The sequence below is a fragment of the Nocardiopsis ganjiahuensis DSM 45031 genome, assembly GCF_000341085.1.
GTDB classification, from domain to species: domain Bacteria; phylum Actinomycetota; class Actinomycetes; order Streptosporangiales; family Streptosporangiaceae; genus Nocardiopsis; species Nocardiopsis ganjiahuensis.
This window is the reverse complement of the sequence record NZ_ANBA01000009.1, coordinates 98,541-119,748: the sequence shown is the minus strand read 5'-3', so window position 1 is coordinate 119,748 and position 21,208 is coordinate 98,541. Positions and strand designations below refer to the sequence as shown.

Below are 21,208 nucleotides of genomic sequence, written 5' to 3'. Positions count from 1 at the left end.
GGTCGCGGTGGACGCGGCAGTCGCGGTTCTGCCCGATCGCGCGAAGCGGCGGAGCCGAAACCGTCCGCGCGGAGGGGGATCTTCCCACCGAAAGGAGACCGAACCACGGCACCGGTCGGCGGTTCGCTCCCCCGACGGGTGCCCGGAGGCCGGGCGCGGGTAGCCACGCCCCATGACCACGACACAGAGCGCACAGGACACGGCAACCGTCACGACACGGATCGTCGACTACTACGACGGCCGCAAGCGGGCCTGGGTGAAGGAGGCCGTCCGCCTGCTGCACGCCGACGCCACACGCTCGGCGGACACACACGTCTTCCGCTTCCCGCTGCCCGCGGAGTGGGGCATCGACCTCTACGTCAAGGACGAGTCCGTCCATCCCTCCGGCAGCCTGAAGCACCGCATGGCGCGCGCACTCTACCTGCACGCCCTGTGCACCGGCTGGATCGAGCCGGACACGCACGTGTTCGAGGCCTCCAGCGGCTCCACGGCGGTCTCGGAGGCCTACTTCGCCCAGTTGCTGGGGCTGGAGTTCACGGCGGTGGTGCCCAAGACCACCAGCCAGGAGAAGGTGGAGCTCATCAAGGCCTACGGAGGACGGGTCAGGAACCCCGGAGAGGACGGTGACATCGAGGCCGAGGCGGCGCGGTTGGCCAAGGAGGACCCCAAGGGCCACTTCATGGACCAGTTCACCTACGCCGAGCGGGCCTACGACTACCGGGACGACCACAACGTGGCGGCGACCGTGTTCCAACAGCTCGCCGAGGAGCGCCATCCCGACCCCAAGTGGATCGTGGTGGGGGCGGGTACCGGAGGCACCAGCGCGACCATCGGCCGCCACATCCGCTTCAGCCGCCGGGACACCCGGGTGTGCGTCGTCGACCCGCAGAACTCGGCGTTCTTCCCCAACTGGACGGCCAACGGGGGACACCCCAAGAGCCGGTGGCCCGAGGACCCCGCGACCTGGGAGAAGGGGAGCCCCTCCCGCATCGAGGGGATCGGGCGCCCCGCGGTCGAGCCCTCCTTCCTGCCCGCCGTCGTCGACCGGATGATCTCGGTGCCCGACGCGGCCTCGATCGCGGCCATGCGCCTGCTCCTGTCACGACTGCGCCACCGCGCCGGCCCCTCCACCGGGACCAACCTGTGGGGAGCGCTGCGGATCGTCGCCGAGATGCTCTCCGACGGGGAGAAGGGCAGCGTGGTCATGCTCATGTGCGACCAGGGCGAGCGGTACATGCACAGCTACTACGACGACGCGTGGGTCGAGGGGACGCTCGGGCTGGACACGGAGCCGTACACCAGGGCGCTCGAGGGTTTCCTCTCGACCGGCCGCTGGAACGAGCCCGCGTCCGACACCGTGCCGGCGGCGAGGAACGCCTGAGGGTGACGCGGTGGTGAGGGGCCCGTGTCCCTCACGTGCCCGGGCCGCCCGGCGGGGGAGGCGGTCCGGGCACGGCGGCCCGGTGCGAGCGGGGCCCGGCCGGGGTCAGCCGCCGGTGTTGAGCTGCCAGACGGAGAAGTTGAGCGCGGTCGCGAAGACCGTCCAGGCCCAGTAGGGCACCAGCAGGGCCGCGGCCCAGCGGGAGACACGGAAGAACAGGGCGATGGTCACCGACAGTGCCGCCACCAGCAGGACGATGTCGACCAGGGCGGTCCCGCGGAGCCCGGCGGCGAAGAACAGCGGCGTCCAGGCCGCGTTCAGCACCAGTTGGACGGCGAACAGGGACAGTTCGGTCCGGGCGCCCCGCCAGCCGCGTCGGCGCCAGACCAGCCATCCGGAGGCCGCGATCATCGCGTAGAGAACGGTCCACACGGGACCGAAGAGCCAGGAGGGCGGTGACCACGCGGGTTGTCGCAGGGCGGAGTAGTCACCGGCGGTTCCGGGGTTGGAGAGCACGCCGGCGAGCGCGGCCGCGGTGACGGCGGCGGCGAACACCGCGGCGGCCACCAACGAGGGTCCGAGCGAGGAGCGGCCGGGTTCGGTCCTTGCGGTCATGGCTTCTCCTGTGGGCGGTGGGACTTCTCAGGTGGGGCAGGGGTCCGTGGGCGGACACGCCACCCGTCCCACAACTTTACTCTAAAAACGAGCTTCTCGGAAAACGTGCTATTTCCCCGAAGGGGGTACAGAGCGTCACTTTCCGTCGTCGGTCGGGCCGTGCGGCACCCGCTCCCGGACCGGGCCGGACCACTGCGTCCGAGGTGTCGGAGCTCCCTGCCGGAGCGCCGCCTACCTGACCCGCAGCTCGCGCTCCCGGGGGTCGAACGCCAGCTGCCGGGCGCCGGAGCCCAGGGCGTTCACCACCGCCTCCACCAGCTCCTCCACGGGGAACGGTTCCGGCAGCCTCGGCGGCGCCCCCGCCACTGCCCGGTGTGCGAGGCCGGTGTCCATGTGCGGGGCGCGGATGTCCAGGACGGTGACCTTCTTGCGGCGGTACTCCGCTCGGGAGGCCTGCAACCATGCCGACAGGGCGGCCTTGCTGGCCGAATAGGTGGCCATGCCCGCGGTCGGATACTCCGCGGTCACCGCGGTGATCACCGCCACCGATCCGCCCGGCTCCAGCTCCGCGAGCGCCGCACGCAGCATCGCCATCGGCGCCAGCGCGTTGACCTGGAACACGTGCTCCGCGACCGAGTCCTCGGTGTCGGCCTCGGCACCGAAGGCCACGACGCCGAAGGCGATGACCAGGGCGTCGAGCCCGCCGAGTTCCCGGGCCGCGCGGGCGACGACCGCCGCGCAGCTCTCGTTGTCCAGGGCGTCGAACACCAGGGTGGCGGCCGCGCCGGTCTCGGACGCGAGATCCTCCAGCGAGTCCTCGTCGCGCCCGGCGAGGACGAGGCGGGCGCCGCCGGCGCTCAGCGCACGGCTGATGTGTCCTCCGAGTACGCCCGTGGCGCCGGCCACCAGTACACGTGAGCCCTCGATCTCCATGGGGGTCAGTATTTCCGTGCGGAGTGCCGAAGCCGCCCACCGACACGCCCCGCGGCTCCGGTCCGCGCCTGCTTCACGACGCCCTGTCGCGGACACGGAGCCGGTCTCCCGCGCCGCTCGGACCGGTCCGCCGTCGTCCGTTCAACCTGACGCGACGGTGGGGTCGGCCGCATACTGGTGTCATGAGTGATCCCGCCGCCACACGCGCGACCGCGGCACGGTCGCTGCGGGCGCGCGCGGGCGCGTGGCTGTTCGCCCGCGTGGCCGGACCCGAGGGGCCCGCCAACCGCGCCCGCATCCACGGGGAACCGGGACCGCGCTGGTTCGGAGCCGACCGCCCGATCCGGCGCGTGCACGGCGACGCGGCGATGTTCGTCGGCGGTGTGCGCGCACTGCTCCTGCAGTCCCTGCACCCGCTGGCGATGGCCGCGGTCGCCGCCCACTCGGGATACCGGGGCGACCCGTGGGGCCGGTTGCAGCGCACCAGCACCTTCCTCGCCGTGACCACCTACGGCACCGGCGCCGACGCCTCGAACGCGGTGGAGCGGGTCCGCCGCGTCCACGCCACCGTGCGCGGTACCGCTCCGGACGGGCGCCCCTACCGTGCCGACGACCCCCACCTGCTGTGCTGGGTGCACGTCGCCGAGGTGGAGAGTTTCCTGTGGTGCCACCAGCGCTACGGGGCGCGGCCCCTGGACCGGTCCGAGTGCGACGCCTACGTCGCCGACACCGCCCGGATCGCCCGGGCCCTCGGCGTGCCCGAACCGCCGAGGAGCACGGCCGAACTCCGGGAACGCCTGGCCGTCTACCGGCCCGAGCTGAGGGCGACCCGGCAGGCCCGTGAGACCGCCCGGTTCCTGCTGCGCCACCCGCCCCTGCCGCCGCTCGCCCGCCCGGCCTACGCTGCGCTCTCCGCCGGGGCGGTCCAGGGGCTCCCGCCCTGGGCGCGTCGAGAGCTCGGCCTGGCCGACCCCTCCGGCCCGGGCTCCCTCGTCGGTCCGCTCGTCGCCGACGCCGCGGTGCGGGGCATCCGGTGGGCCATGGCGCCCGGCGCCCCGGAGCGCTGACGCCGCTCCGGGCGTGTCGACGGCCGGAAGACGTCAGCGGCCGGATGGGCGACCACCGCGGTTCGTGCGCCTTCGCCCCCCGGGTGCGGGTGCGGGTGGGGTCGCGGGCCTGTCGGAAGGGACCGAAAAGCGATGAGTTCGCAGGTGCCACAATCTCGGGACTCCGTGCTTTCCTTTTCCTTTTAGGGGCACTATGTCCTCGTTTCGAGGGGATCTGCCCCTGCTGGCATGCTTTCTGGCGTCCGGAGTTTCCGATCGACATAGGTGCTGGTCGGACGGTCCTTGTCGCTCCTCTGTTCGGTGAGGGGGCGAGGGTTATGGGTCATTTTTCCGATATGTTTATCGGAGTGTGGGCGGGGTGTGCTTATGGAATCAGGAAATGGTGTTCCCGCTCTTTCGGTGTGCTCGTTCTCGTAAAGTGATCGGCGGTTTGCGGGGTGTGTTCCGGGCCCTCCGGTTCCGCCCCTTGGCCCTCTCATCTCCGTGTTCCCGACCATCGCCGGGAAGCCACGGTCACACGCGACCACCTTGAGGAGAGTCACCGCCGATGTCGATCGACTCAGCCCCCGAAGTAAGCACCAGCCAGCAGCGGAGCCTGACGACCGCGGCCGCGCGCAACCTGGCCACCACCACCAAGTCCGCTCCGCAGATGCAGGGCAAGAGTTCCCGCTGGCTGCTCAAGACCCTCCCCTGGGTCCAGACCGACGGCGGCGCCTACCGGGTCAACCGGCGTCTGACCTACACCATCGGCGACGGCCGGATCGACTTCGTGCAGACCGGCTCCGAAGTCCGCGTCATCCCGCGCGAGCTGGGAGAGCTGTCCCTGCTGCGCGGCTACGACGACATCGAGGTCCTGGAGGCCCTGGCCGGGCGCTTCGTCCAGCGGGAGTTCGAGCCCGGAGAGGTACTGGTCCAGGAGGGGAACCCCGCCGACCACCTCTGCCTGATCGCCCACGGGCGGGTGCACAAGACCAGCAGCGGGCCCTACGGCGAGACCAACCGGCTCGGCGTCCTGGCCGACGGCGACAAGTTCGGCGAACGCTACCTCCTCGACACCGAGCCCGGCTGGGAGTTCACCGTCAAGGCGGCGACCGCGGGCACCCTGCTGGAGCTGCCGCGCCAGGAGTTCATCACGATCCTGGACGACTCCCCGAGCCTGCAGGCGCACGTCCAGCGGTACCTGTCCGTGCCCGGTCAGCGCCAGAACAAGCACGGCGAGGCCGAGATCGCCCTGTCCTCCGGCCACTCCGGCGAGGTCGACCTGCCCGGCACCTTCGTGGACTATGAGCTCAAGCCCCGCGAGTACGAGCTGAGCGTGGCCCAGACCGTGCTGCGCGTGCACACCCGGGTCGCCGACCTCTACAACAAGCCGATGAACCAGACGGAGCAGCAGCTGCGGCTGACCGTCGAGGCGCTGCGCGAGCGGCAGGAACACGAGCTGGTCAACAACCCTGAGTTCGGCCTGCTGCACAACGCCGACTTCAAGCAGCGCATCCAGACCCACTCGGGACCGCCCACCCCGGACGACCTCGACGACCTGATCAGCATGCGCAGGGGCACCCAGTACATGTTCGCCCACCCCCGCGCCATCGCCGCCTTCGGCAAGGAGTGCAACAAGCTGGGGCTCAACCTCGGCTCCGTGGACGTCAACGGCCACCACCTGCCCGCCTGGCGCGGAATCCCGATCCTGCCCTGCGGCAAGATCCCGGTCTCGGAGCACCACACCTCGTCGATCATCGCGGTGCGTACCGGTGAGGACAACGAGGGCGTCATCGGACTGCACCAGACGGGGCTGCCCGACGAGATCGAGCCCGGCCTCAACGCCCGCTTCATGGGCATCGACGACCAGGCGCTCATCTCCTACCTGGTGAGCACCTACTTCTCCGCCGCCGTGCTCGTTCCGGACGCGCTCGGGGTCCTGGAGAACGTCGAGGTCCGTCCCCGTGCCTGACCGCCCGGCACCGTCAGGGAAGGAGGTCTGAGACGGTGTCACTGATGTCCAGGATGTCCGCGTCCACCGCCGGGCACAGGACGGCGGAACTGGTCAACGCCCTGCTCCGTGATCCGCACCGCCCCGGCAAGCCCGACCTGCTCGCGGAACCGAACGGCTCGGGCCCCTCCGGCCCGTCCCCGGCCGGGCCGACCGCCCCGGGCACGACCGCACCCCGTGCGACCGCACCCCTGCTGCCCCCCAGACCCACCGGGCTCGGCACGTCGGCGGCCAGGATCCTGCTGCCCGAGGCGCCCCGGAGCACCGGTCCGGTCCCGGCTGCGGCCTCGGTCGCCCGGAGCGCCGACGCCACGGCCTCGGTCCGGGCCCTCCCGAGGACCCCGACCGCACCGTCCGGGACCGGGTCGACCGGTACCGGGACGGCACCGGTGGACGGGGGCTCACCGGTGCCCGCCCTGTACTGCCCTCCCGCCGTCCGGGACGATCCGGCCCTGGGCGAGGAGGTCAACGACCGGCTGGTCGAGTGGGCCGCCGAGGTCGGCGTCTACCCCGGCCAGCTCGACAAGGTCCGGTCGGCCGGCTTCGGCCGCCTCATCATGCTCGCCCACCCCGAGACCAGCGATCCCGACAGGTTGTTGGCGGCGGCCAAGTGCGCCCTCGCCGAATGGTCCGTGGACGACCACTACGTGGACGGCGAGGTGGAGGAGGCCCGCCCGGAGCTGCTCGGCCAGCGGCTGGCGATCGCCCACTCGGTGATCGACCAGGCGCACCTGCCGCTGAAGTACGCACCCCAGCTGGAGGAGGTGGTGCGCGCGGACCCGGTCATGGTCGCCCTGCGTTCGAGCCTGGACAACCTGGCCGGAATCGCCTCCCACGCCCAGGTGCGCCGGCTCCGGCACGAACTCGGCATCATGTTCGTGGCCTACAACCAGGAGGCGGTCTGGGCGACGACGGGCCAGCGGCCGCCCGTGTGGGAGTTCCTCATGCACCGGCACGAGAACAGCTTCGTCCCGTGCATGGCGCTGATCGACACGATCGCCGGATACGAGCTCTCCCAGGAGGAGTTCGCCGACCCCCGGGTCCGCCGGGTGTTCACGATGGCGGGTTCGGCGACCGTGATCGTCAACGACCTGTACTCCATGGCCAAGGAGGACCCCTCCGACTTCAGCGTGCCCAGGCTGATCGCCACGGAGGAGGGCTGCTCCGACCGCGAGGCGGTCGAGCGCACCGTGCTCCTGCACGACGAACTGATGCACACCTACGAGGCGGAGGCGGCCGCGCTCGCGCTCACCGGGTCACCGGAACTGCGCCGCTTCCTCGCCGGGGTGTGGGCGTGGACCGGCGGCAGCCGCGAGTGGCATGCCAGCAGCGGCCGCTACCACGGCACCGGAACCGGCGCGAACTGACCGGAGGCCGAGCCGTACACCCGAAGTCCCCCGGCGCGGGCCCGCACGGCCCCCGCTCCGGTTCGCCACGCCGCGAACCGACCGAACACACCACCACGACAAGGAGTCACACACGATGACCACGACCATGCCCTCTCAGAACCAGGCGCCGACCCAGGTCCTGCGCACCGCCTACCAGCGGTCCGTGGCCGAGTACTGGAACGCGGAGAAGGACCCGGTCAACATCCGCCTCGGTGAGGTCGACGGCCTGTTCCACCACCACTACGGGATCGGTGACTACGACCCGTCCGTCCTGGAAGGGCCCGAGGAGACCCGGGAACAGCGGATCATCGAGGAGATGCACCGCCTGGAGACCGCGCAGGCGCACGTGCTGCTGGACCACCTCGGGGACATCACCCCGGACGACCGGATCCAGGACACCGGTTCCGGCCGGGGCGGCACCAGCTTCATGGCCAACGCCCGGTTCGGCTGCCACGTGGACGGTGTGAGCATCTCCGAGCAGCAGGTGGACTTCGCCAACGCCCAGGCCCGGGAGCGGGGCGTGGACGACAAGGTGCGGTTCCACTTCCGCAACATGCTGGACACCGGTTTCGAGTCGGGTTCGATGCGGGCCACCTGGAACAACGAGTCCACGATGTACGTGGACCTGTTCGAACTCTTCAGCGAGCACGCCCGCCTCCTGGAGTACGGTGGCCGCTACGTCACCATCACCGGCTGCTACAACGACGTCACCGGCGGCCGGTCCAAGGCGGTCAGCCGGATCGACGAGCACTACACCTGCAACATCCACTCCCGGAGCGAGTACTTCCGGGCGATGGCGGCCAACGGCCTCGTCCCGATCAACGTCGTCGACCTCACGGCCGCGACCATCCCGTACTGGGAACTGCGGGCGCAGTCGCAGGTGGCGACCGGGATCGAGGACCCGTTCCTGACCGCCTACAAGGAGGGCAGCTTCCACTACCTGCTCATCGCCGCCGACCGGGTCTGACCCGGCCGACCGGGGCCAGGGGCGCCCGCGGACACCGCGGGCGCCCCCGGCCGGACCGCCGCCACACCGTCGAACAAGGAAGGGCGCCCATGACCGCCGACACCGAAACCGACACCGGGACCACCGGCCCCGCGGACCGGACCGTGCCGGGCGAGCGCCGCCCGATCATGCTCGAACTGGTCGACGAGGACGGAACGACGACGGGCACCGCCGAGAAGCTGTCCGCACATCAGGCCCCGGGGCGGCTGCACCGGGCCTTCTCGGTCTTCCTCCTGGACGAACAGGGGCGGCTCCTGGTCCAGCGCCGTGCCCTGAGCAAGTACCACTCGCCCGGGGTGTGGTCCAACACCTGCTGCGGACACCCCTGGCCGGGGGAGCAGCCCTTCGCCGCCGCGGCCCGGAGGGTGGGGGAGGAACTGGGCACGGCACCCGCGTTCATGCGCGAGGCCGGGACGGTGTCCTACCACCACCCGGACCCCGACTCCGGTCTCGTGGAGCGCGAGTACAACCACCTCTTCGTGGGTCTGGTCCGGGGCGGGCTCCGCCCCGACCCGGAGGAGGTCGCCGAGACCGCGTTCCTCGGCCCCGCCGAACTGGCCCGGGCCCGGGACGGGGGTGCGTTCTCCGTGTGGTTCCCGACCGTGTTGGACGCGGTGCGGCCCGCGCTGAACGAGATGGGGGACGGCGCCTCCTGGTGAGCGCCGTCCGCCGTGGCGGGGCCGGCCCCGCCACGGGAAGGTCCCCGTCCACCGACCACGCCTCGGAGACCGGGCGGGGCGGTGCCGCGGTCAGCCCTGGCCGCGCAGGCGCTCCAACTCGGCGTGCAGTTCCCCGGCGAGGGCCACGGCACGGTCGAGACCGGCCGGCGGCGCGGAGCGCGCGGGCGCGGCCGGACCCGGTCCGGGCCGTTCGGTGAGAGACGGGTCCGGGGTGATGCGCACCTGGTCCGCGGCGCCGTCGGCCTCGATGTCGAAGACCACCCGGTCCGAGCGGTGCCAGCTCTCGAACCACTCCAGCGGCAGCCCGTTCTGGTCGAAGGTCCCGCCCTCCAGGAGCAGGAGCGGGGCTCCGTCCGACACTCCGAGTTCACGGGCGATGCGAGCGTCCGCGGGGACGGCGCGGATCTGTCTGCGGCCGCTGCTGGGCACCGCGTCGAAGCGGGTCTCCATCAGCCGGTGCAGGGAGGCGTCGCGCAGCATCGCCGCGTCCAGGTCGGCGAACCGGTCGGCGGGAAGCCAGGTACGCACGTAGGACAAGGCCTCTCCGTCGACCGAGCGAACGCGTTCGAGCCGCAGGAGTTCGACCGAGCCCAGGTGATGCACGGCCGAGGGGTTTCCGGCCCGGACGGGTTCCAGGGCGAGCACCGCGGTGGCCAGGTCCAGGCCCTCGGCGGAGAACTGGTCGAACAGCCCGGTGACCCGTTGCACGAGGCGGTGGTGCTCGGTGGGCACCGCCGCGACCGGGGCCCGGCCGCGCGTCCTGCGGACCGCTCCCTCCTCCTCCAGAGTGGCGAGGGCCTGTCGGACGACGCTGCGGGAGACACCGAAGCGTTCGCGCAGGGCGGCCTCACTGGGCAGGGCGTCGCCAGGCGGGATCGAGCGGTCGCGGATCTCCGCGCGCAGCACGCCGGCCACCTGCGTGTGCAGTGGCCGGGGGACGGAGCGGTCGACTGGCATGGCGGCCATTCTAGGGCGTGGGCGGGCCCCTGTTCCCCCGGAGTCCCGCGGCGAACAGGGGCGGGCGTGCTCAGGCTCCGGTGGCGCGCCACACGTGGCCCCAGCCGGGGGCGAGCTCGGCGGCCCTGCGCAGAGCCAGGACCAGGCTGGCCTCACGGGCGATGCCCCGGCCCGCGATGTCGAAGGCCGTGCCGTGGTCCACCGACACCCGCACCACGGGCAGCCCGGCGGTGATGTTGACCCCGTCGTCGCCGTAGACGGCCTTGAAGGGGGCGTGGCCCTGGTCGTGGTAGCAGACCGCCACGAGCTTCCACTTGCCCTTGACCGCTGCGGGGATGAGCGCGTCGGCGGGCAGCGGTCCGTGCGCGTTGATGCCCTCGGCGCGGGCCCGTTCGATCGCCGGGGCGAGGACGTCGGCGTCCTCGTCACCGAACAGGCGGTTCTCCCCGGCGTGCGGGTTCAGGCCGGCCACCCCGATGGGCTCGTCGGCGTCGCCCTGGGCACGGGCGAACGCGCTCATCAGCCGCAGGACCTCCAGCGTCCGCTCCTGGGTGACGTCGCCGATGGCCTGGCGCAGGGACACGTGCGTGGTCAGGTGGAAGAAGGACAGGTCGCCCGCGGACAGGACGAGGCTGTAGTCGCTGACCCCGAACTCGTGCGCGAGCAGTTCGGTGTGCCCCGGCCAGGCGTGCCCCCCGAGGTGCATGGCGGCCTTGTTCAGCGGAGGCGTGACGATGCCGTCGACGAGTCCGCGCTTGGCCAGGTCCACGGCCTCGATGACGAAACGCGCAGCGCCGTCACCCGCTTCCGCGCTGAGCTCGCCGTAGGGGACGTGGCCGAGGGAGGGGCCGGTCTGCACGATGTCGATCACCCCGGCAGCGTCGGCCGCGTCCGCGGGGGAGGAGACGGGGTTGACCGCTGCGGGGTCCCCGCCCACGGCGGTGACGGCCCTGCGCAGGGCGTCGGCGTCACCGATGACGACGGGCCTGGCGTGTTCGCGGACCCCGGGGTGGTGGAGCAGCGCCTTGGCGGTGATCTCCGGGCCGATGCCCGCGACGTCGCCGAGGGTGACCGCGAGGGTGGGGCGGTTCATGTGTTGCTGCCTTTCGTGTGGCGGACCGCCTGGGCGGCGTCCAGTAGTGCGTTCGGGGTTCCGAAACCCCCGGCCTTGGTGACGATGGCGCGGCCGTGGAGCGGTCCGCCGGACAGGGTGCCGATCGGGATTCCGGGGGCCACCTCCCCGGTCAGGGTGATGGCGCGGGCGTTCAGCGCTGTGGTGAGGGCGCGGGCCCCGTCGCCGCCGGTCACGACGAACCCGGACACCTCGTGCCGGGCCGCGAGGTCGGCGGCGAGGGTGCCGAGGCGGCGGGCCACGGCGGCCGGGTCGAGGGCGCCGTCGCGGTCCTCGGGCGCGACCAGTGCGGTACGGGGCCTGTCCTGCCCGAACCTGGCCAGCACCCCTTCCCTCCACGAACCCCAGGCCCCGGCGTCGGCGAGGTCCTCGGGCGCGGGCTGCTCGATCGCGGTGTGTTCGTCGGCGTCCAGCACCGCGACCTGTTCGCGGGCGTTCTGGTGCAGGGAGGTGACGACGACCAGGGCGGGCGCCGGGGCCGTCTCCCCCGCCCAGGTCCGGGCGAGGCGGGAGGCGAGTCCCGCCGAGCCCACGGGCACGGCGTCGGGGCCGAGCGCGGTGACGGCGGCGGCGACCCGGTCGAGGTCGGTGTCGGTCTCGGCGTCCACGACCACGACGGGGCCGTTCGCGCGCAGCCGGGCCGCGTCGGCGGCGGGGTCCGAACCGTCCAGGCGGACGTGTCGCGCGCCGAGGAGTTCGGGGACGCGGCTCTCGGTCACGGGGGTCACCGGGTCCCGGCCGACGGCGGTGCGGTGCACCTCGACACCGTCGACGAGCAGGACCCCGTCACGGATGGTGCGGCCGTTGGCGGGGAAGGCCGGGCACACCACGGCGACCGCGTTCGTCGACCAGACCGCCAGTACCGCGTCGATCTCCGCCCGGATGGGGCCGCGCAGTGTGGAGTCGACCTTCTTGTACAGGCGTTCGACTCCGGCTCCGCGCAGGCGTCGTACGGCCTCCGCGGCCTCGGCGGCGGCCTCATCCTCGGGCAGCGCCCGGGAGTCGGTGGTGACCGCGACGACCTCGGCAGCCGACTCGGCGGCGGTGAGCTGCAGTTCGGTCCGCCAGCCCGAGCGCACGAACTGGACGGCGGTGTCCCCGGCACCGGTGAGGTCGTCGGCGACCACGGCCACGTGCGGTGCGGCGGTCATGCGCCCTCCTCCTTGCCGTCGGTCCCGGCTGCCGTGTTCTCCAGTTCGGCGCTCTCGGCTTCAGCGCGTTCGGCCTCGGCGGGCGAGGCGCCGGCCCGGCGCAGGACCCAGGTGGTCACCAGGGGCGCGAGGAGCGCGGTGATCAGCACGCTCGCCGCCACCTGGGTGGTGGCCGTGCCCGCGTAGGCGGCGAAGGACGGGTCGGCGGCCGCGACGATGGCCGGTGTGGCCACGGCGTTGCCGGAGGCGGTTCCGGCGGCGAAGCCGATGCCGGACTCCTTGCCGCGCCGCAGCAGGTACCGGTAGCCGAGGTAGACGAATCCGCCGGTGACCAACGTGATGGCCACGCCCAGCAGGATGCCGGTCAGCCCGCCCCTGACCACGTCGGTGAGGTTGATGCCCGTGCCCAGGGCGAAGGCGAAGAAGGGGATGACGATCGAGGGGACCGGTTTGAGGACCTCGCGCCACTGGGCGTCCAGGTTGCCGATGAGCACGCCGAGGAGGAACGGGATGATCGCGGCGACCATGGTCATGGCGGGGATCTGCCCGAGCCCGGAGGCGCCGATGAACAGCAGGGCGAAGAACGGGCCGTCGTTGACCGCGCCCGCGATGTAGGCGCCCCGGTCCCTGGTCCGCCCGTACTGGCCGGTGACCGCGAGCCACAGCCCGCCGTTGGCGTTGGTGGCGGCGGCGATCATCGCCAGGACGGAGATGCCCAGTACGCCCTCGGGGCCGGTGAACATCGCAAGACCGATGATGAGCAGGCCGGGGATGACACTCTTGCCGAGGAGGACCACACCGGTGGTGGCCAGCACGGGGCCGCTGGTGCGGAGCGTGATCTGGGTGCCGGTGGCGAAGATCAGCAGGGCGATCAACGGCATGGCGCTGTCCTTGAACAGCGCGGTGGTGAAGCTGCCGATGTCGAGGGCGGCGGGTGAGAAGGTACCGATGACCGACCCCAGGACCAGGGGGATGAGCATGGTTCCGCCAGGGACCTTGTTCATCCAGTGGAAGAGGGGCACTGGTGACCCGTGGTTGTCGCGCATGAGTGTCCGTTCGGAGGAGCCCGGTCGGATGACGTGAGGCAAGGGACCGGTTCACAGATTGTCCGTACAGATTGTACGTACAATTTCGTGTGAGTCCAGCGCACGGGCACAGAAGTTCACACCCGCGGCCGGTGACCGGGCCGCGGAGCGGGCCCGGCCACCGGAGCGGAGCGCGCGATGGGGCGGGCTCCGGCCACCCGCGCCGCCCGGGCGGCCCCGGTTCTGGAACAGCGATCGGCCCGGAACTCGTGTTCCGGGCCGATCCGATCAGGTCGCCCCTGGCCGGGGGCCAGACCGTGCCGGGCGCCGTGCGGCCGGTCCTGGGCGAGGCCGCCGGTGCTGGACGGGCTCGGCGGACCGCACCACCGGCGTCAGCAGCGGGTGTTGATGGTGCTCTGGATGGAGGACTTCTCGGCGCTGGTGACCGAGAGGCCGTAGCGGTGTTTGACGTTGACCCACGCCTTGACGTAGTCGCAGTGGATCGCGGTCCGGGGCGGCATCCACTGGGACGGGTCCCGGTCGCCCTTGGAGCGGTTGCTGGAAGCGGTCACCGCCCACAGCTGGGGGGAGTTGACGTCGTTGGCGAAGTTCTGTCGCTGCGCCGTCGACCAGGTGTTGGCCCCGGACCGCCAGGCCTCGTGCAGGGGGACCATGTGGTCGATGTCGAACGAGGAGGCGTTGTCGGTCCAGACGCCGTCGTACTCGCTGGACCACCGCCCGGAGGTGGGGCGGCAGGAGCTGTCCACCTGGACGGTGTGGCCGTCCCGGCGCAGGACGTGCTCTCGGGCGTCGCACGGGCTGGAGATCACGACCCAGTGCGGAAAGAGGCTCCGGTCGTAACCGGAGCCGTTGTTCTTGGCCCGCACCGTCAGCCCGTTGAGCTGGGCCTGGGCGGCCGAGGCCGACGGGATGCCCGGAGGCAGGACGTGGTGGGCCAGCGCGGGGGTGGCCCAGCCGAGGACCGAGACGAGGACGGCCGCCGCCAGGAGAGTCAGGAGGCCGGTCAGGCTCCGGTAGGGGGCTCGGGGGCGAGAGGGGGTCGCGGGCAAGGTGTCTCCTTGGGGGAGGAGCGGGTTGTTCGAACCCTCACACCATGATCGTTCTCGTGGCGTCCGACCAGTCCCCTTGCGTTAATTTCCCACTGTCTTACGGTGGCGCCCCGGTGACGGACCCACCCGTGCTCAGCTCCCCGAGTCCCGGTGGCGGACCGGCCCGCGACACAGGAGGAGGGCTACGAGCCTTCGAGAACCTTCGGCGGGTGTTGTTGTGCCCGCCACCGCGGGTGAACCGCACGCCGTCACGCCGGCCAGGAGCGGCTCGGCGGATCGTGACGTAAGTGTGGTGTTCCTGAGCACGGGAAATGCGTATAAGCGAATTAAGTTCTCATTCGTCACGAAGAGAACGAAAGTTACCGTCATGCCCCCACGTTTCACCGCCGCCCCCTGGATGGCGGCTCTTCTCTGCCCGATCCTCGTCGGGTGCGCCCCGGTCCAGGACCTCCTGGACCGGTCCGTGCCGGACCTGGAGTCCGTCAGCGAGCTGAACCCCGCGGACCGGGTGGACCGGGACGACCCGTTCGCGGGCAGCCCCGCCGAGGACTACGGCGAAGGGTTCCCCGTCCCGGAGGCCGAGGCCGTCGGATCCTTCACCCGGGAACAGGTCGAGCAGTCCTACGCGCACACCCAGGAGTTGCTGGAGGCCGTCTACCTGAACCAGGACGCGGTCTTCGACGAGGACAACAGCGAGCTCACCGGACTGCTCACCGGCCAGGCCCTGGAGTGGTACCTGGACAACCTCGGCAACGAGGACTTCGAGCTCAACAGCCGCCACCTGCCCTTCAACCTCACCCCCGGCACCGCCGAACCCGTCGGTGACGAGGTCAGGGTGGACGGCTGGATGCGCGCGGAGGCGGCCCGGGACGACCAGGGCTGGGACTACCTCTCGGTGGTCACCGAGTACACCATCGTCCACCCCGTCGCCCGGCCCGGCGGCCACCCGGCCTCGACCCGGCTGGTCACCTCGCACTTCGGCGAGGTCGGCTTCTACGAGGCGGGCGGGGAGGAACTGGAGGCGGCACCCATGTGGACGCGCTTCGTGGCCCCGGTGCACTGCCTGGAGGAGTACACCTTCACCCCCCTCTACGAGGACGAGCAGCCCAGGGGGGAGCAGCCCAGAGGCCTGCGTGAGGACCCCTACGACATGGAGGGCACCGGGGACCCGGACAGCTGCGGGGCGGTCAAGGACACCTGACCGACTCGCGCCGAGCCCCAGGACCTGCCCGAGGCGCGCCGTGTACCGCCGGGACGGTGCCCGGCCTTCACCGGCAGCGGCGCGGCAGCCCTCCGCGGCGGTGACACGGGCAGGAGCGGACGCTCCACCAGCAGGGGCTGGGCCTCACGGGCCCGGTCCCGTTTTCTCTCCCGGAGCCGCACGGCGTATTCTTCGGCCGTCCGGAACGGGTGCGGGAGAGGCGGCCTGATGGTGGCGAACGGCAGCGGTGTGCACGGGGGAGCGGCGGGAACGCGCTGTGTGGAGGCCGCGGGGGCCATCCTGCGCGGGTCGGCGGTCACCGGGCGCTCGGCCTTCGCGCCCGAACTCGAGTCCTGGACCCCGGAGGTGGTCGAGGAGCTGGTCCGCGGGTTCGTGGAGCAGCCGGACACCTCCAGTGACGACTTCCTGACCAAGCTCAGGAAGCAGCTGCGCGGGGTCTCCGCCGAGGCGGTGGTCCTGGCCGCCGAACTGCTGTACCTGAACATGCTCCCGCTGGCGGGCGCCACGATCGGGGTCGGCCGCAAACGGGAGATCATCGCCGAAGTGCTCTCCTTGCAGGACCGGGACGTGGAACTGCCAGAGCGGTTCGACGCGGCGATGGAGGGCGTCGTCCTGGGCGGTACGGCCTTCCTCAACCTGCGCTGGGCCCAGTTCGCCTTCCTCATCCGGCTGGCCGGCGCCCTGCTCGACATGGAACCGCGGGAACGGGAGGTCCTGCTCTTCGACCCCTGGGCGTTTCGGGAGGCTGCCCGGCAGGTGATGCCCGACAGGGGCGGCGGCGAGCGCGCCCGGGCCCAGTACCACCTCCTGCTCTGGCTGGTCTTCCCCGAGACCTTCGAAGCGATCACCAACCTCGACCACAAGCGCCAGATCGTGGCGGCCTTCGCCGACCGGATCGGTGGCGGGAGCGCGGACGAGGACCGGGACCTTGCGGCCGTCCGCGCCGAACTCCAGCAGGCTGGCGGCGCTCGGGTCGACTTCTACGCCGAGCCCTGGGCCGGGCTGTGGCGCCCCGCCGAAACCGAGGTCACCCAGCGCGGCTGGCTGGTGCGGGGCGCCAACGTCGGCGGGGTCAACCTCGTCCCCGAGTGGCTGGAACGGGGGTTCTGCTCCCTGTCCTACCGCGAACTCGGCGAGATCGCCCCGGGCACCCCGCACGAGGAGATCGACCGGCTGCTGGCCGGGGCGTATCCGGACGCCACCGCCAACTCCAATATCCAGCAGCGCTCACAGATCACGGCGTTCCTCGACCGGATGTCCCCGGGCGACCTCGTCGTCACCGTCGACCCGGACCACGGGGTCCATGTCGGGACCGTGAGCAGCGACCCCTACTACGACGCCGCTGACGGGCGTGACCGGGCACGGCGCCGGGACGTGGCCTGGGCCCGCCCGACGTCGACCCCGCACCGCCACGACTTCTCGGAGAAGACGCAGAACACCTTGGGGAGCGTGCGTACGGTCAGCGAGATCACCCGCTACGTCGCCGAGTTCGCGGAGGCGGCGGGCCTGGGCGGGCAGGTGACGGAGGACGTCCTGGCGGTGGATGCCACCGGCGAGATGCAGGTCCGTCCGGTCACCGAGGAACTCGTCGACAAGCTCCACTTCCCCAAGAAGTGGCTCCAGGAGACCGTGGAGCTCCTCCAGCACAAGAAGCAGCTCATCCTGTTCGGTCCGCCGGGCACGGGCAAGACCTACCTGGCCCGGGCCATCGCCGACCACGTCGCCGATCCCGCCGCCAACCCCGGTGCGGTCTCCCTGGTGCAGTTCCACCCCTCCTACTCCTACGAGGACTTCGTGCAGGGGTTCCGGCCCCGTCAGAAGCGGGACGGGACCATGGGCTTCGACCTCGTGGACGGACCCGTCGCGCGCATGGCGGACCGGGCCAGGCGGAACCCCTCCCAGCCGCACGTCCTGGTGATCGACGAGATCAACCGGGCCAACCTCCCGAAGGTCTTCGGTGAGCTCTACTTCCTCCTGGAGTACCGGCAGGAGGAGATCACCCTCCAGTACGCGAAGGAGGACGAGACCTTCTCGCTGCCCGAGAACCTGTTCGTGATCGGCACGATGAACACCGTCGACCGGTCGGTGGCGCTGGTGGACGCGGCCATGCGCCGCCGGTTCGCCTTCCTGAGGCTGGCCCCGGACCAGCCGCCGGTGGACGGGCTGTTGAAGTCCTGGCTCCGGAAACGGGAGCTGCCAGACGACGCGGACCGGCTGCTGCGCGAGCTCAACCGGCTCATCGGCGACCCCGACCAGGCCATCGGCCCGTCCTACCTGATGAACCCCGACGTCGCCGATCCGGCCGTGCTGGAGCGGATCTGGCAGACGGAGATCCTCCCCCTGCTGGAGGACCAGAACTACGGCCGCGGGATCGAGGTGGCGGAGGTCTACGGACTGGCGGCGCTGCGGTCAGCGCTGGGTCCGGCCGCCGCATCCGGGGCGGACACCTCGGAATGACCACCGGAACGCCCTCCGGAGTGATCGCCCCGAGGCGGATCGACCTGACCGAGACCGGGCCGGGGGCATCGTTGGCGCTCACCCCGCCCCAGATCGCCACCCTCACCGCCGCCGCTCACCTGGTGCGTGTGGAGTCCGGTGGCGCTCCGGGCCGGTGGCGGCTCTCGGCGCGGCAGCGGGTGGGCGCGGTCCGGCTGGGCTCCGGCGAGGGCGCGGTCGAGCTGCGCATCCGGCCCAAGGTCGCGGTCGACCGCCTGATGTACCTCCTCGGGTTCGGCTCGGAACCCCGCCCCTGGCAGGCGGAGACACTGCCCGCCGAGGTGTCCCACGACCTCGTCCCCGCCTTCGCGGAGGTGTTCGCGCAGGTCGTCTCCCGGGTTCTGGGCGCCGGGGTCCTGCACGGCTACCGGGAGCGGGAGGACGAACTCAACGTCGTCCGCGGACGCATCCGTGTCCGTGAGCAGATGCGTCGCGGGTTCGGGGCGCCGATCCCGCTCGCGGTCGCCTACGACGACTTCAGCCCGGACATCCCGGAGAACCGCATCCTGCTCGCCGCGATCCGTGCCCTGACCGCGCTCCCGGGGGTCCGGCGGCGGACGGCACGCAACCTGCACCACCAGGCGGCCCGGCTGAGCGGGGTGGCCGCACTCCGGCCGGGGCCGCTGCCCGCCTGGACCCGCAGCCGGCTCAACGAGCGCTACGCGCCCGCTCTCCGCCTGGCCGAGACCGTGCTCGGCGGATCGGGGGCCGAGCACGGATTCGGGAACCGGGACAGGGACGGCGACGGGACCGGGAACCCCCGGGCGGGCGCACGGGAGCTTCCGGGGCTCGTGGTCGACATGGCGCGGGTCTTCGAGGACTTCCTGAGCGTCGCCCTCGGCTCGGGGCTGGCCGCACACGGACTGCGCTGTGCCGGCCAGGAGCCCCACCACCGCCTGGACGAGGCGGGCAGGGTCCGGATCAGGCCGGACCTGGTCGTGCGGGGCCGGGACGGCATCCGCTGTGTGGTGGACGCCAAGTACAAGGACCTCAAGGGCGGGCTGCCGCCCACGACCGACCTCTACCAGATGGTGTCCTACTGCACCGCCCTCGGCGTGGAGCGCGCACATCTGGTCTACGCGGGCGGCGCCGGGCAGACGGACACGCACTCCGTGCGCGGGGCGCCGATCTCCGTGCACGTCCATGTCCTGGACCCGTCGGGCTCCGTGACGGACCTGGAGAACCGGGTCCGCGCCCTGGCCGACGCCGTCGCGGGTTGAGGGGCTGGACCGCCGGGGCCCTGGTGCGGTGGTTCGGGGAACGCTGTCCGGACGTTGCCGGAGGGACCGTGCGCACCCAGTTGTCCGAGGCCTCCCGCGCACCGGGCCGCGGGCGGCAGCTGCTGGAGCGGGTCGGGAGGGGGTGTGTACCGGCTGGCGGCCGGTGGACCGGGAGAACCAGGCGACCCGAGCGGAAGCGGCCGTCGAACACGCCCTAAGCGGCGGAACCGTGACCTCTCCCGGACCTGTGCGGCGCGTTCTGCGGCCGGGCGGAGCGTTCCCGGTGCCGCTGTCGCCAGGCGTGCACCGCGACGCTCACGGTGGCTGCGAGGAAGATCGCCTGCATCAGGGTGCGCGGCAGGAGCTCCTGGTGCGGTGGCAGGTCGGCGCCGGTCAGCGCCAGGTGCACGTTGGCGGGGAACATCGCCAGGAGCAGGAGGGTGAGCCCCGCCGCGGCCCAGGGGGCGGTCCGCGACCACAGGAGGGCGGCGGCCCCGGCCAGTTCCAGGACGCCGGTGACGGTGACGAGCAGGCCCGGGTGGGGCAGCGACGGCGGGACCATCGCGACGAGTTCCTCGCGCATTCCGACGAAGTGGACCGCGCCGGTCAGCGCGAACATCGCCGCGAGCCCGCCGCGCAGCGCGACCGGCCAGGGTCGCAGGGGGCGGATACCGAACGCTCCGGCGGCCGACAGCACCAGCGTGACGCAGACAAGGGTGATCAAGGGTTCCATGGCCGTCTCCTCCTGAGTTTCCACTGGAAAGATTGGCGCACGGAACTGGATCTTGTCAATGGAAAGTTAGGGGCCGAAGGCGGGGAGACCCTTCGGGGAGGGCTTCTCCGGCTGTCCCCGCCCGGGGCGGACCGGGCAGGTGTCCGGGGCCGGTCCGGCCGGAGCCTTCCCGGGGAAGCGTCCCCTCCGAGGGGGTGCTCCGGGGGAGAGGCACGGTCGTCGACGGGCGTACCTCAGCAGGTCGGGCATGGCGAAGGGGCCGTCGGGGCCCTCGTCCGGCGGTGAGGGGCGGGCGGGCCCGGTGGGGCCGCCCGCACCGATGCCACTTCGTCGCGGGGGCGGGGCGGCATGACCGGTTCCGACCGCGACGACCCCGGGACGCGAAGCGAGGCCGGGCGGGCCGGGGCGGACGTCATATCGGCTCCGACGCCTCCGCCCCTGTCCGGAAGGTGATGCGGGTGGTGCATACGGCTTGACGGGGCGGGCCGACCGCCCCGGGCTCCGCGGCGACACGCCCGGCGCCCGCGCGCGCTTCCGGGGAGAACCGTGGAAGTCTGGGGCCGGTCCTCTTCTCCTGGGCGCTCGCGCTCGTGTCGGCGGGGCCGCCCGGGGCCGACCGTCCGAGCGCCCGCCCGCCGGAACGGTCCGGGGACAGTGCCCAGGCGAGCGACACGGACGGAGAAACCCCATGACGCGTGACACTTCCCCGGCCACCCTCATCACCAGTGGAATCGACCTGCTGCGCGAGCAGAACCCGATCAGGGACGGGCGGGTCTCACCCGAACGGCTGTTCTCCGGTGAGGACGTCCGCATCATGCACCTGGCCCTGGCCCCCGACACCGAGCTGACCGAGCACAGCTCACCCTCGCCCGTCGTCGTGCAGGTCATCGAGGGGGCCGTGCGCTTCGACGTCGAAGGTCTGAGCCACGAGCTGGGCGTGGGCGGCATGGTCCACGTCGCCGCTGCCGTGCCCCACGCCGTCACCCCGTTGGCCGGTCCGGCCCGGATCCTCATCCACCTGCTCGACCCCGTGCGGCACGTCGGGGGCTGACCGTCCGGCGGGCCCGGCACCGCGTCCTCCGGGGGCGGTGCAGCGCCTCCGGAGCCGCTCCCGGTATCCGCGGGCCGGGGCCGTCCGTGCC

19 protein-coding genes are annotated in these 21,208 nt (G+C 72.1%); 11 read left to right on the top strand and 8 right to left on the bottom strand.

Going from position 1 to position 21,208, the window contains the following annotated elements; translation table 11 throughout:
- Positions 1 to 172: 172 nt before the first annotated feature.
- Positions 173 to 1,381, top strand: coding sequence for a PLP-dependent cysteine synthase family protein (locus D458_RS0111785; protein ID WP_017586953.1), 1,209 nt, complete (start codon positions 173 to 175; stop codon positions 1,379 to 1,381).
- Positions 1,382 to 1,486: 105 nt separating this feature from the next.
- Here D458_RS0111785 and D458_RS0111780 read toward each other — a convergent pair whose 3' ends face one another.
- Positions 1,487 to 1,996, bottom strand: coding sequence for a TspO/MBR family protein (locus D458_RS0111780; RefSeq protein ID WP_017586952.1), 510 nt, complete (start codon positions 1,994 to 1,996; stop codon positions 1,487 to 1,489).
- Between the two features lie 231 nt (positions 1,997 to 2,227).
- The gene (locus D458_RS0111775; protein ID WP_017586951.1) at positions 2,228 to 2,929 is read right to left on the bottom strand and encodes an SDR family NAD(P)-dependent oxidoreductase; all 702 of its coding nucleotides are present in this window, start codon (positions 2,927 to 2,929) and stop codon (positions 2,228 to 2,230) included.
- Positions 2,930 to 3,111: 182 nt separating this feature from the next.
- On the opposite strand from D458_RS0111775, the gene D458_RS0111770 reads away from it, so the two are divergent.
- The 5 genes from D458_RS0111770 (at position 3,112) to idi (ending at position 9,039) form a co-directional block, all read left to right on the top strand.
- On the top strand, positions 3,112 to 3,996 hold the full coding sequence (locus tag D458_RS0111770; RefSeq protein WP_017586950.1) for an oxygenase MpaB family protein: 885 nt from the start codon (positions 3,112 to 3,114) through the stop codon (positions 3,994 to 3,996).
- A 547-nt stretch (positions 3,997 to 4,543) separates the two neighbouring features.
- Positions 4,544 to 5,947 carry a family 2B encapsulin nanocompartment shell protein gene (locus tag D458_RS0111765; protein ID WP_017586949.1) on the top strand — a complete coding sequence of 468 codons (1,404 nt, stop codon included), beginning with the start codon at positions 4,544 to 4,546 and terminating at the stop codon, positions 5,945 to 5,947.
- A gap of 35 nt (positions 5,948 to 5,982) precedes the next feature.
- On the top strand, positions 5,983 to 7,353 hold the full coding sequence (locus D458_RS0111760) for a family 2 encapsulin nanocompartment cargo protein terpene cyclase (protein WP_017586948.1): 1,371 nt from the start codon (positions 5,983 to 5,985) through the stop codon (positions 7,351 to 7,353).
- A 115-nt stretch (positions 7,354 to 7,468) separates the two neighbouring features.
- The gene (locus tag D458_RS0111755) at positions 7,469 to 8,341 is read left to right on the top strand and encodes a geranyl diphosphate 2-C-methyltransferase (RefSeq protein WP_017586947.1); all 873 of its coding nucleotides are present in this window, start codon (positions 7,469 to 7,471) and stop codon (positions 8,339 to 8,341) included.
- A gap of 89 nt (positions 8,342 to 8,430) precedes the next feature.
- Positions 8,431 to 9,039: an isopentenyl-diphosphate Delta-isomerase gene (idi, locus tag D458_RS0111750; RefSeq protein WP_017586946.1), complete on the top strand. Its 609-nt coding sequence runs from the start codon at positions 8,431 to 8,433 to the stop codon at positions 9,037 to 9,039.
- 90 nt (positions 9,040 to 9,129) lie between these two features.
- Here idi and D458_RS0111745 read toward each other — a convergent pair whose 3' ends face one another.
- The 5 genes from D458_RS0111745 to D458_RS0111725 form a co-directional block, all read right to left on the bottom strand.
- A complete protein-coding gene (locus D458_RS0111745) occupies positions 9,130 to 10,026 on the bottom strand; it encodes a GntR family transcriptional regulator (RefSeq protein WP_017586945.1) in 897 nt (298 codons plus the stop codon).
- Between the two features lie 61 nt (positions 10,027 to 10,087).
- Positions 10,088 to 11,110 (bottom strand): 4-hydroxythreonine-4-phosphate dehydrogenase PdxA, encoded by a 1,023-nt coding sequence (pdxA, locus tag D458_RS0111740; protein ID WP_017586944.1) that lies wholly within the window; start codon positions 11,108 to 11,110, stop codon positions 10,088 to 10,090.
- Positions 11,107 to 12,300, bottom strand: coding sequence for a four-carbon acid sugar kinase family protein (locus D458_RS0111735; protein WP_017586943.1), 1,194 nt, complete (start codon positions 12,298 to 12,300; stop codon positions 11,107 to 11,109). The genes pdxA and D458_RS0111735 overlap by 4 nt, the downstream gene beginning before the upstream one ends.
- The gene (locus D458_RS0111730; protein ID WP_026119215.1) at positions 12,297 to 13,346 is read right to left on the bottom strand and encodes a 2-keto-3-deoxygluconate permease; all 1,050 of its coding nucleotides are present in this window, start codon (positions 13,344 to 13,346) and stop codon (positions 12,297 to 12,299) included. Before D458_RS0111730 ends, D458_RS0111735 begins: the two co-directional genes overlap by 4 nt.
- Positions 13,347 to 13,717: 371 nt before the next feature.
- Positions 13,718 to 14,395, bottom strand: a complete 678-nt coding sequence (locus tag D458_RS0111725) for an HNH endonuclease family protein (RefSeq protein ID WP_017586941.1) — start codon at positions 14,393 to 14,395, stop codon at positions 13,718 to 13,720.
- A gap of 367 nt (positions 14,396 to 14,762) precedes the next feature.
- Between D458_RS0111725 and D458_RS0111720 the strand changes: the two genes are divergently transcribed.
- From D458_RS0111720 to D458_RS38235, 4 genes are all read left to right on the top strand, one after another.
- Entirely contained in the window at positions 14,763 to 15,596 is an 834-nt protein-coding gene (locus D458_RS0111720) for a hypothetical protein (protein ID WP_026119214.1), read from the top strand.
- Between the two features lie 228 nt (positions 15,597 to 15,824).
- The gene (locus tag D458_RS0111715; RefSeq protein ID WP_152521117.1) at positions 15,825 to 18,074 is read left to right on the top strand and encodes an AAA family ATPase; all 2,250 of its coding nucleotides are present in this window, start codon (positions 15,825 to 15,827) and stop codon (positions 18,072 to 18,074) included.
- On the top strand, positions 18,071 to 19,333 hold the full coding sequence (locus D458_RS33400; RefSeq protein WP_017586939.1) for an McrC family protein: 1,263 nt from the start codon (positions 18,071 to 18,073) through the stop codon (positions 19,331 to 19,333). The genes D458_RS0111715 and D458_RS33400 overlap by 4 nt, the downstream gene beginning before the upstream one ends.
- Positions 19,330 to 19,551, top strand: a complete 222-nt coding sequence (locus tag D458_RS38235; RefSeq protein WP_449406590.1) for a DUF7669 domain-containing protein — start codon at positions 19,330 to 19,332, stop codon at positions 19,549 to 19,551. The genes D458_RS33400 and D458_RS38235 overlap by 4 nt, the downstream gene beginning before the upstream one ends.
- Here D458_RS38235 and D458_RS0111705 read toward each other — a convergent pair.
- Positions 19,548 to 20,066 carry a DoxX family protein gene (locus tag D458_RS0111705; protein ID WP_017586938.1) on the bottom strand — a complete coding sequence of 173 codons (519 nt, stop codon included), beginning with the start codon at positions 20,064 to 20,066 and terminating at the stop codon, positions 19,548 to 19,550. The two genes, D458_RS38235 and D458_RS0111705, sit on opposite strands and share 4 nt — an antisense overlap.
- Before the next feature lie 688 nt (positions 20,067 to 20,754).
- Between D458_RS0111705 and D458_RS0111700 the strand changes: the two genes are divergently transcribed.
- Positions 20,755 to 21,117, top strand: coding sequence for a cupin domain-containing protein (locus tag D458_RS0111700; protein WP_017586937.1), 363 nt, complete (start codon positions 20,755 to 20,757; stop codon positions 21,115 to 21,117).
- Positions 21,118 to 21,208: the final 91 nt, after the last annotated feature.

Coding starts and splice junctions, on each gene's coding strand:
- D458_RS0111785 (WP_017586953.1), top strand. CDS start 173: ATGACCACGACACAGAGCGCACAGGACACGGCAACCGTCACGACACGG.
- D458_RS0111780 (WP_017586952.1), bottom strand. CDS start 1,996: ATGACCGCAAGGACCGAACCCGGCCGCTCCTCGCTCGGACCCTCGTTG.
- D458_RS0111775 (WP_017586951.1), bottom strand. CDS start 2,929: ATGGAGATCGAGGGCTCACGTGTACTGGTGGCCGGCGCCACGGGCGTA.
- D458_RS0111770 (WP_017586950.1), top strand. CDS start 3,112: ATGAGTGATCCCGCCGCCACACGCGCGACCGCGGCACGGTCGCTGCGG.
- D458_RS0111765 (WP_017586949.1), top strand. CDS start 4,544: ATGTCGATCGACTCAGCCCCCGAAGTAAGCACCAGCCAGCAGCGGAGC.
- D458_RS0111755 (WP_017586947.1), top strand. CDS start 7,469: ATGACCACGACCATGCCCTCTCAGAACCAGGCGCCGACCCAGGTCCTG.
- idi (WP_017586946.1), top strand. CDS start 8,431: ATGACCGCCGACACCGAAACCGACACCGGGACCACCGGCCCCGCGGAC.
- D458_RS0111745 (WP_017586945.1), bottom strand. CDS start 10,026: ATGGCCGCCATGCCAGTCGACCGCTCCGTCCCCCGGCCACTGCACACG.
- pdxA (WP_017586944.1), bottom strand. CDS start 11,110: ATGAACCGCCCCACCCTCGCGGTCACCCTCGGCGACGTCGCGGGCATC.
- D458_RS0111735 (WP_017586943.1), bottom strand. CDS start 12,300: ATGACCGCCGCACCGCACGTGGCCGTGGTCGCCGACGACCTCACCGGT.
- D458_RS0111730 (WP_026119215.1), bottom strand. CDS start 13,346: ATGCGCGACAACCACGGGTCACCAGTGCCCCTCTTCCACTGGATGAAC.
- D458_RS0111720 (WP_026119214.1), top strand. CDS start 14,763: ATGCCCCCACGTTTCACCGCCGCCCCCTGGATGGCGGCTCTTCTCTGC.
- D458_RS0111715 (WP_152521117.1), top strand. CDS start 15,825: ATGGTGGCGAACGGCAGCGGTGTGCACGGGGGAGCGGCGGGAACGCGC.
- D458_RS33400 (WP_017586939.1), top strand. CDS start 18,071: ATGACCACCGGAACGCCCTCCGGAGTGATCGCCCCGAGGCGGATCGAC.
- D458_RS0111705 (WP_017586938.1), bottom strand. CDS start 20,066: ATGGAACCCTTGATCACCCTTGTCTGCGTCACGCTGGTGCTGTCGGCC.
- D458_RS0111700 (WP_017586937.1), top strand. CDS start 20,755: ATGACGCGTGACACTTCCCCGGCCACCCTCATCACCAGTGGAATCGAC.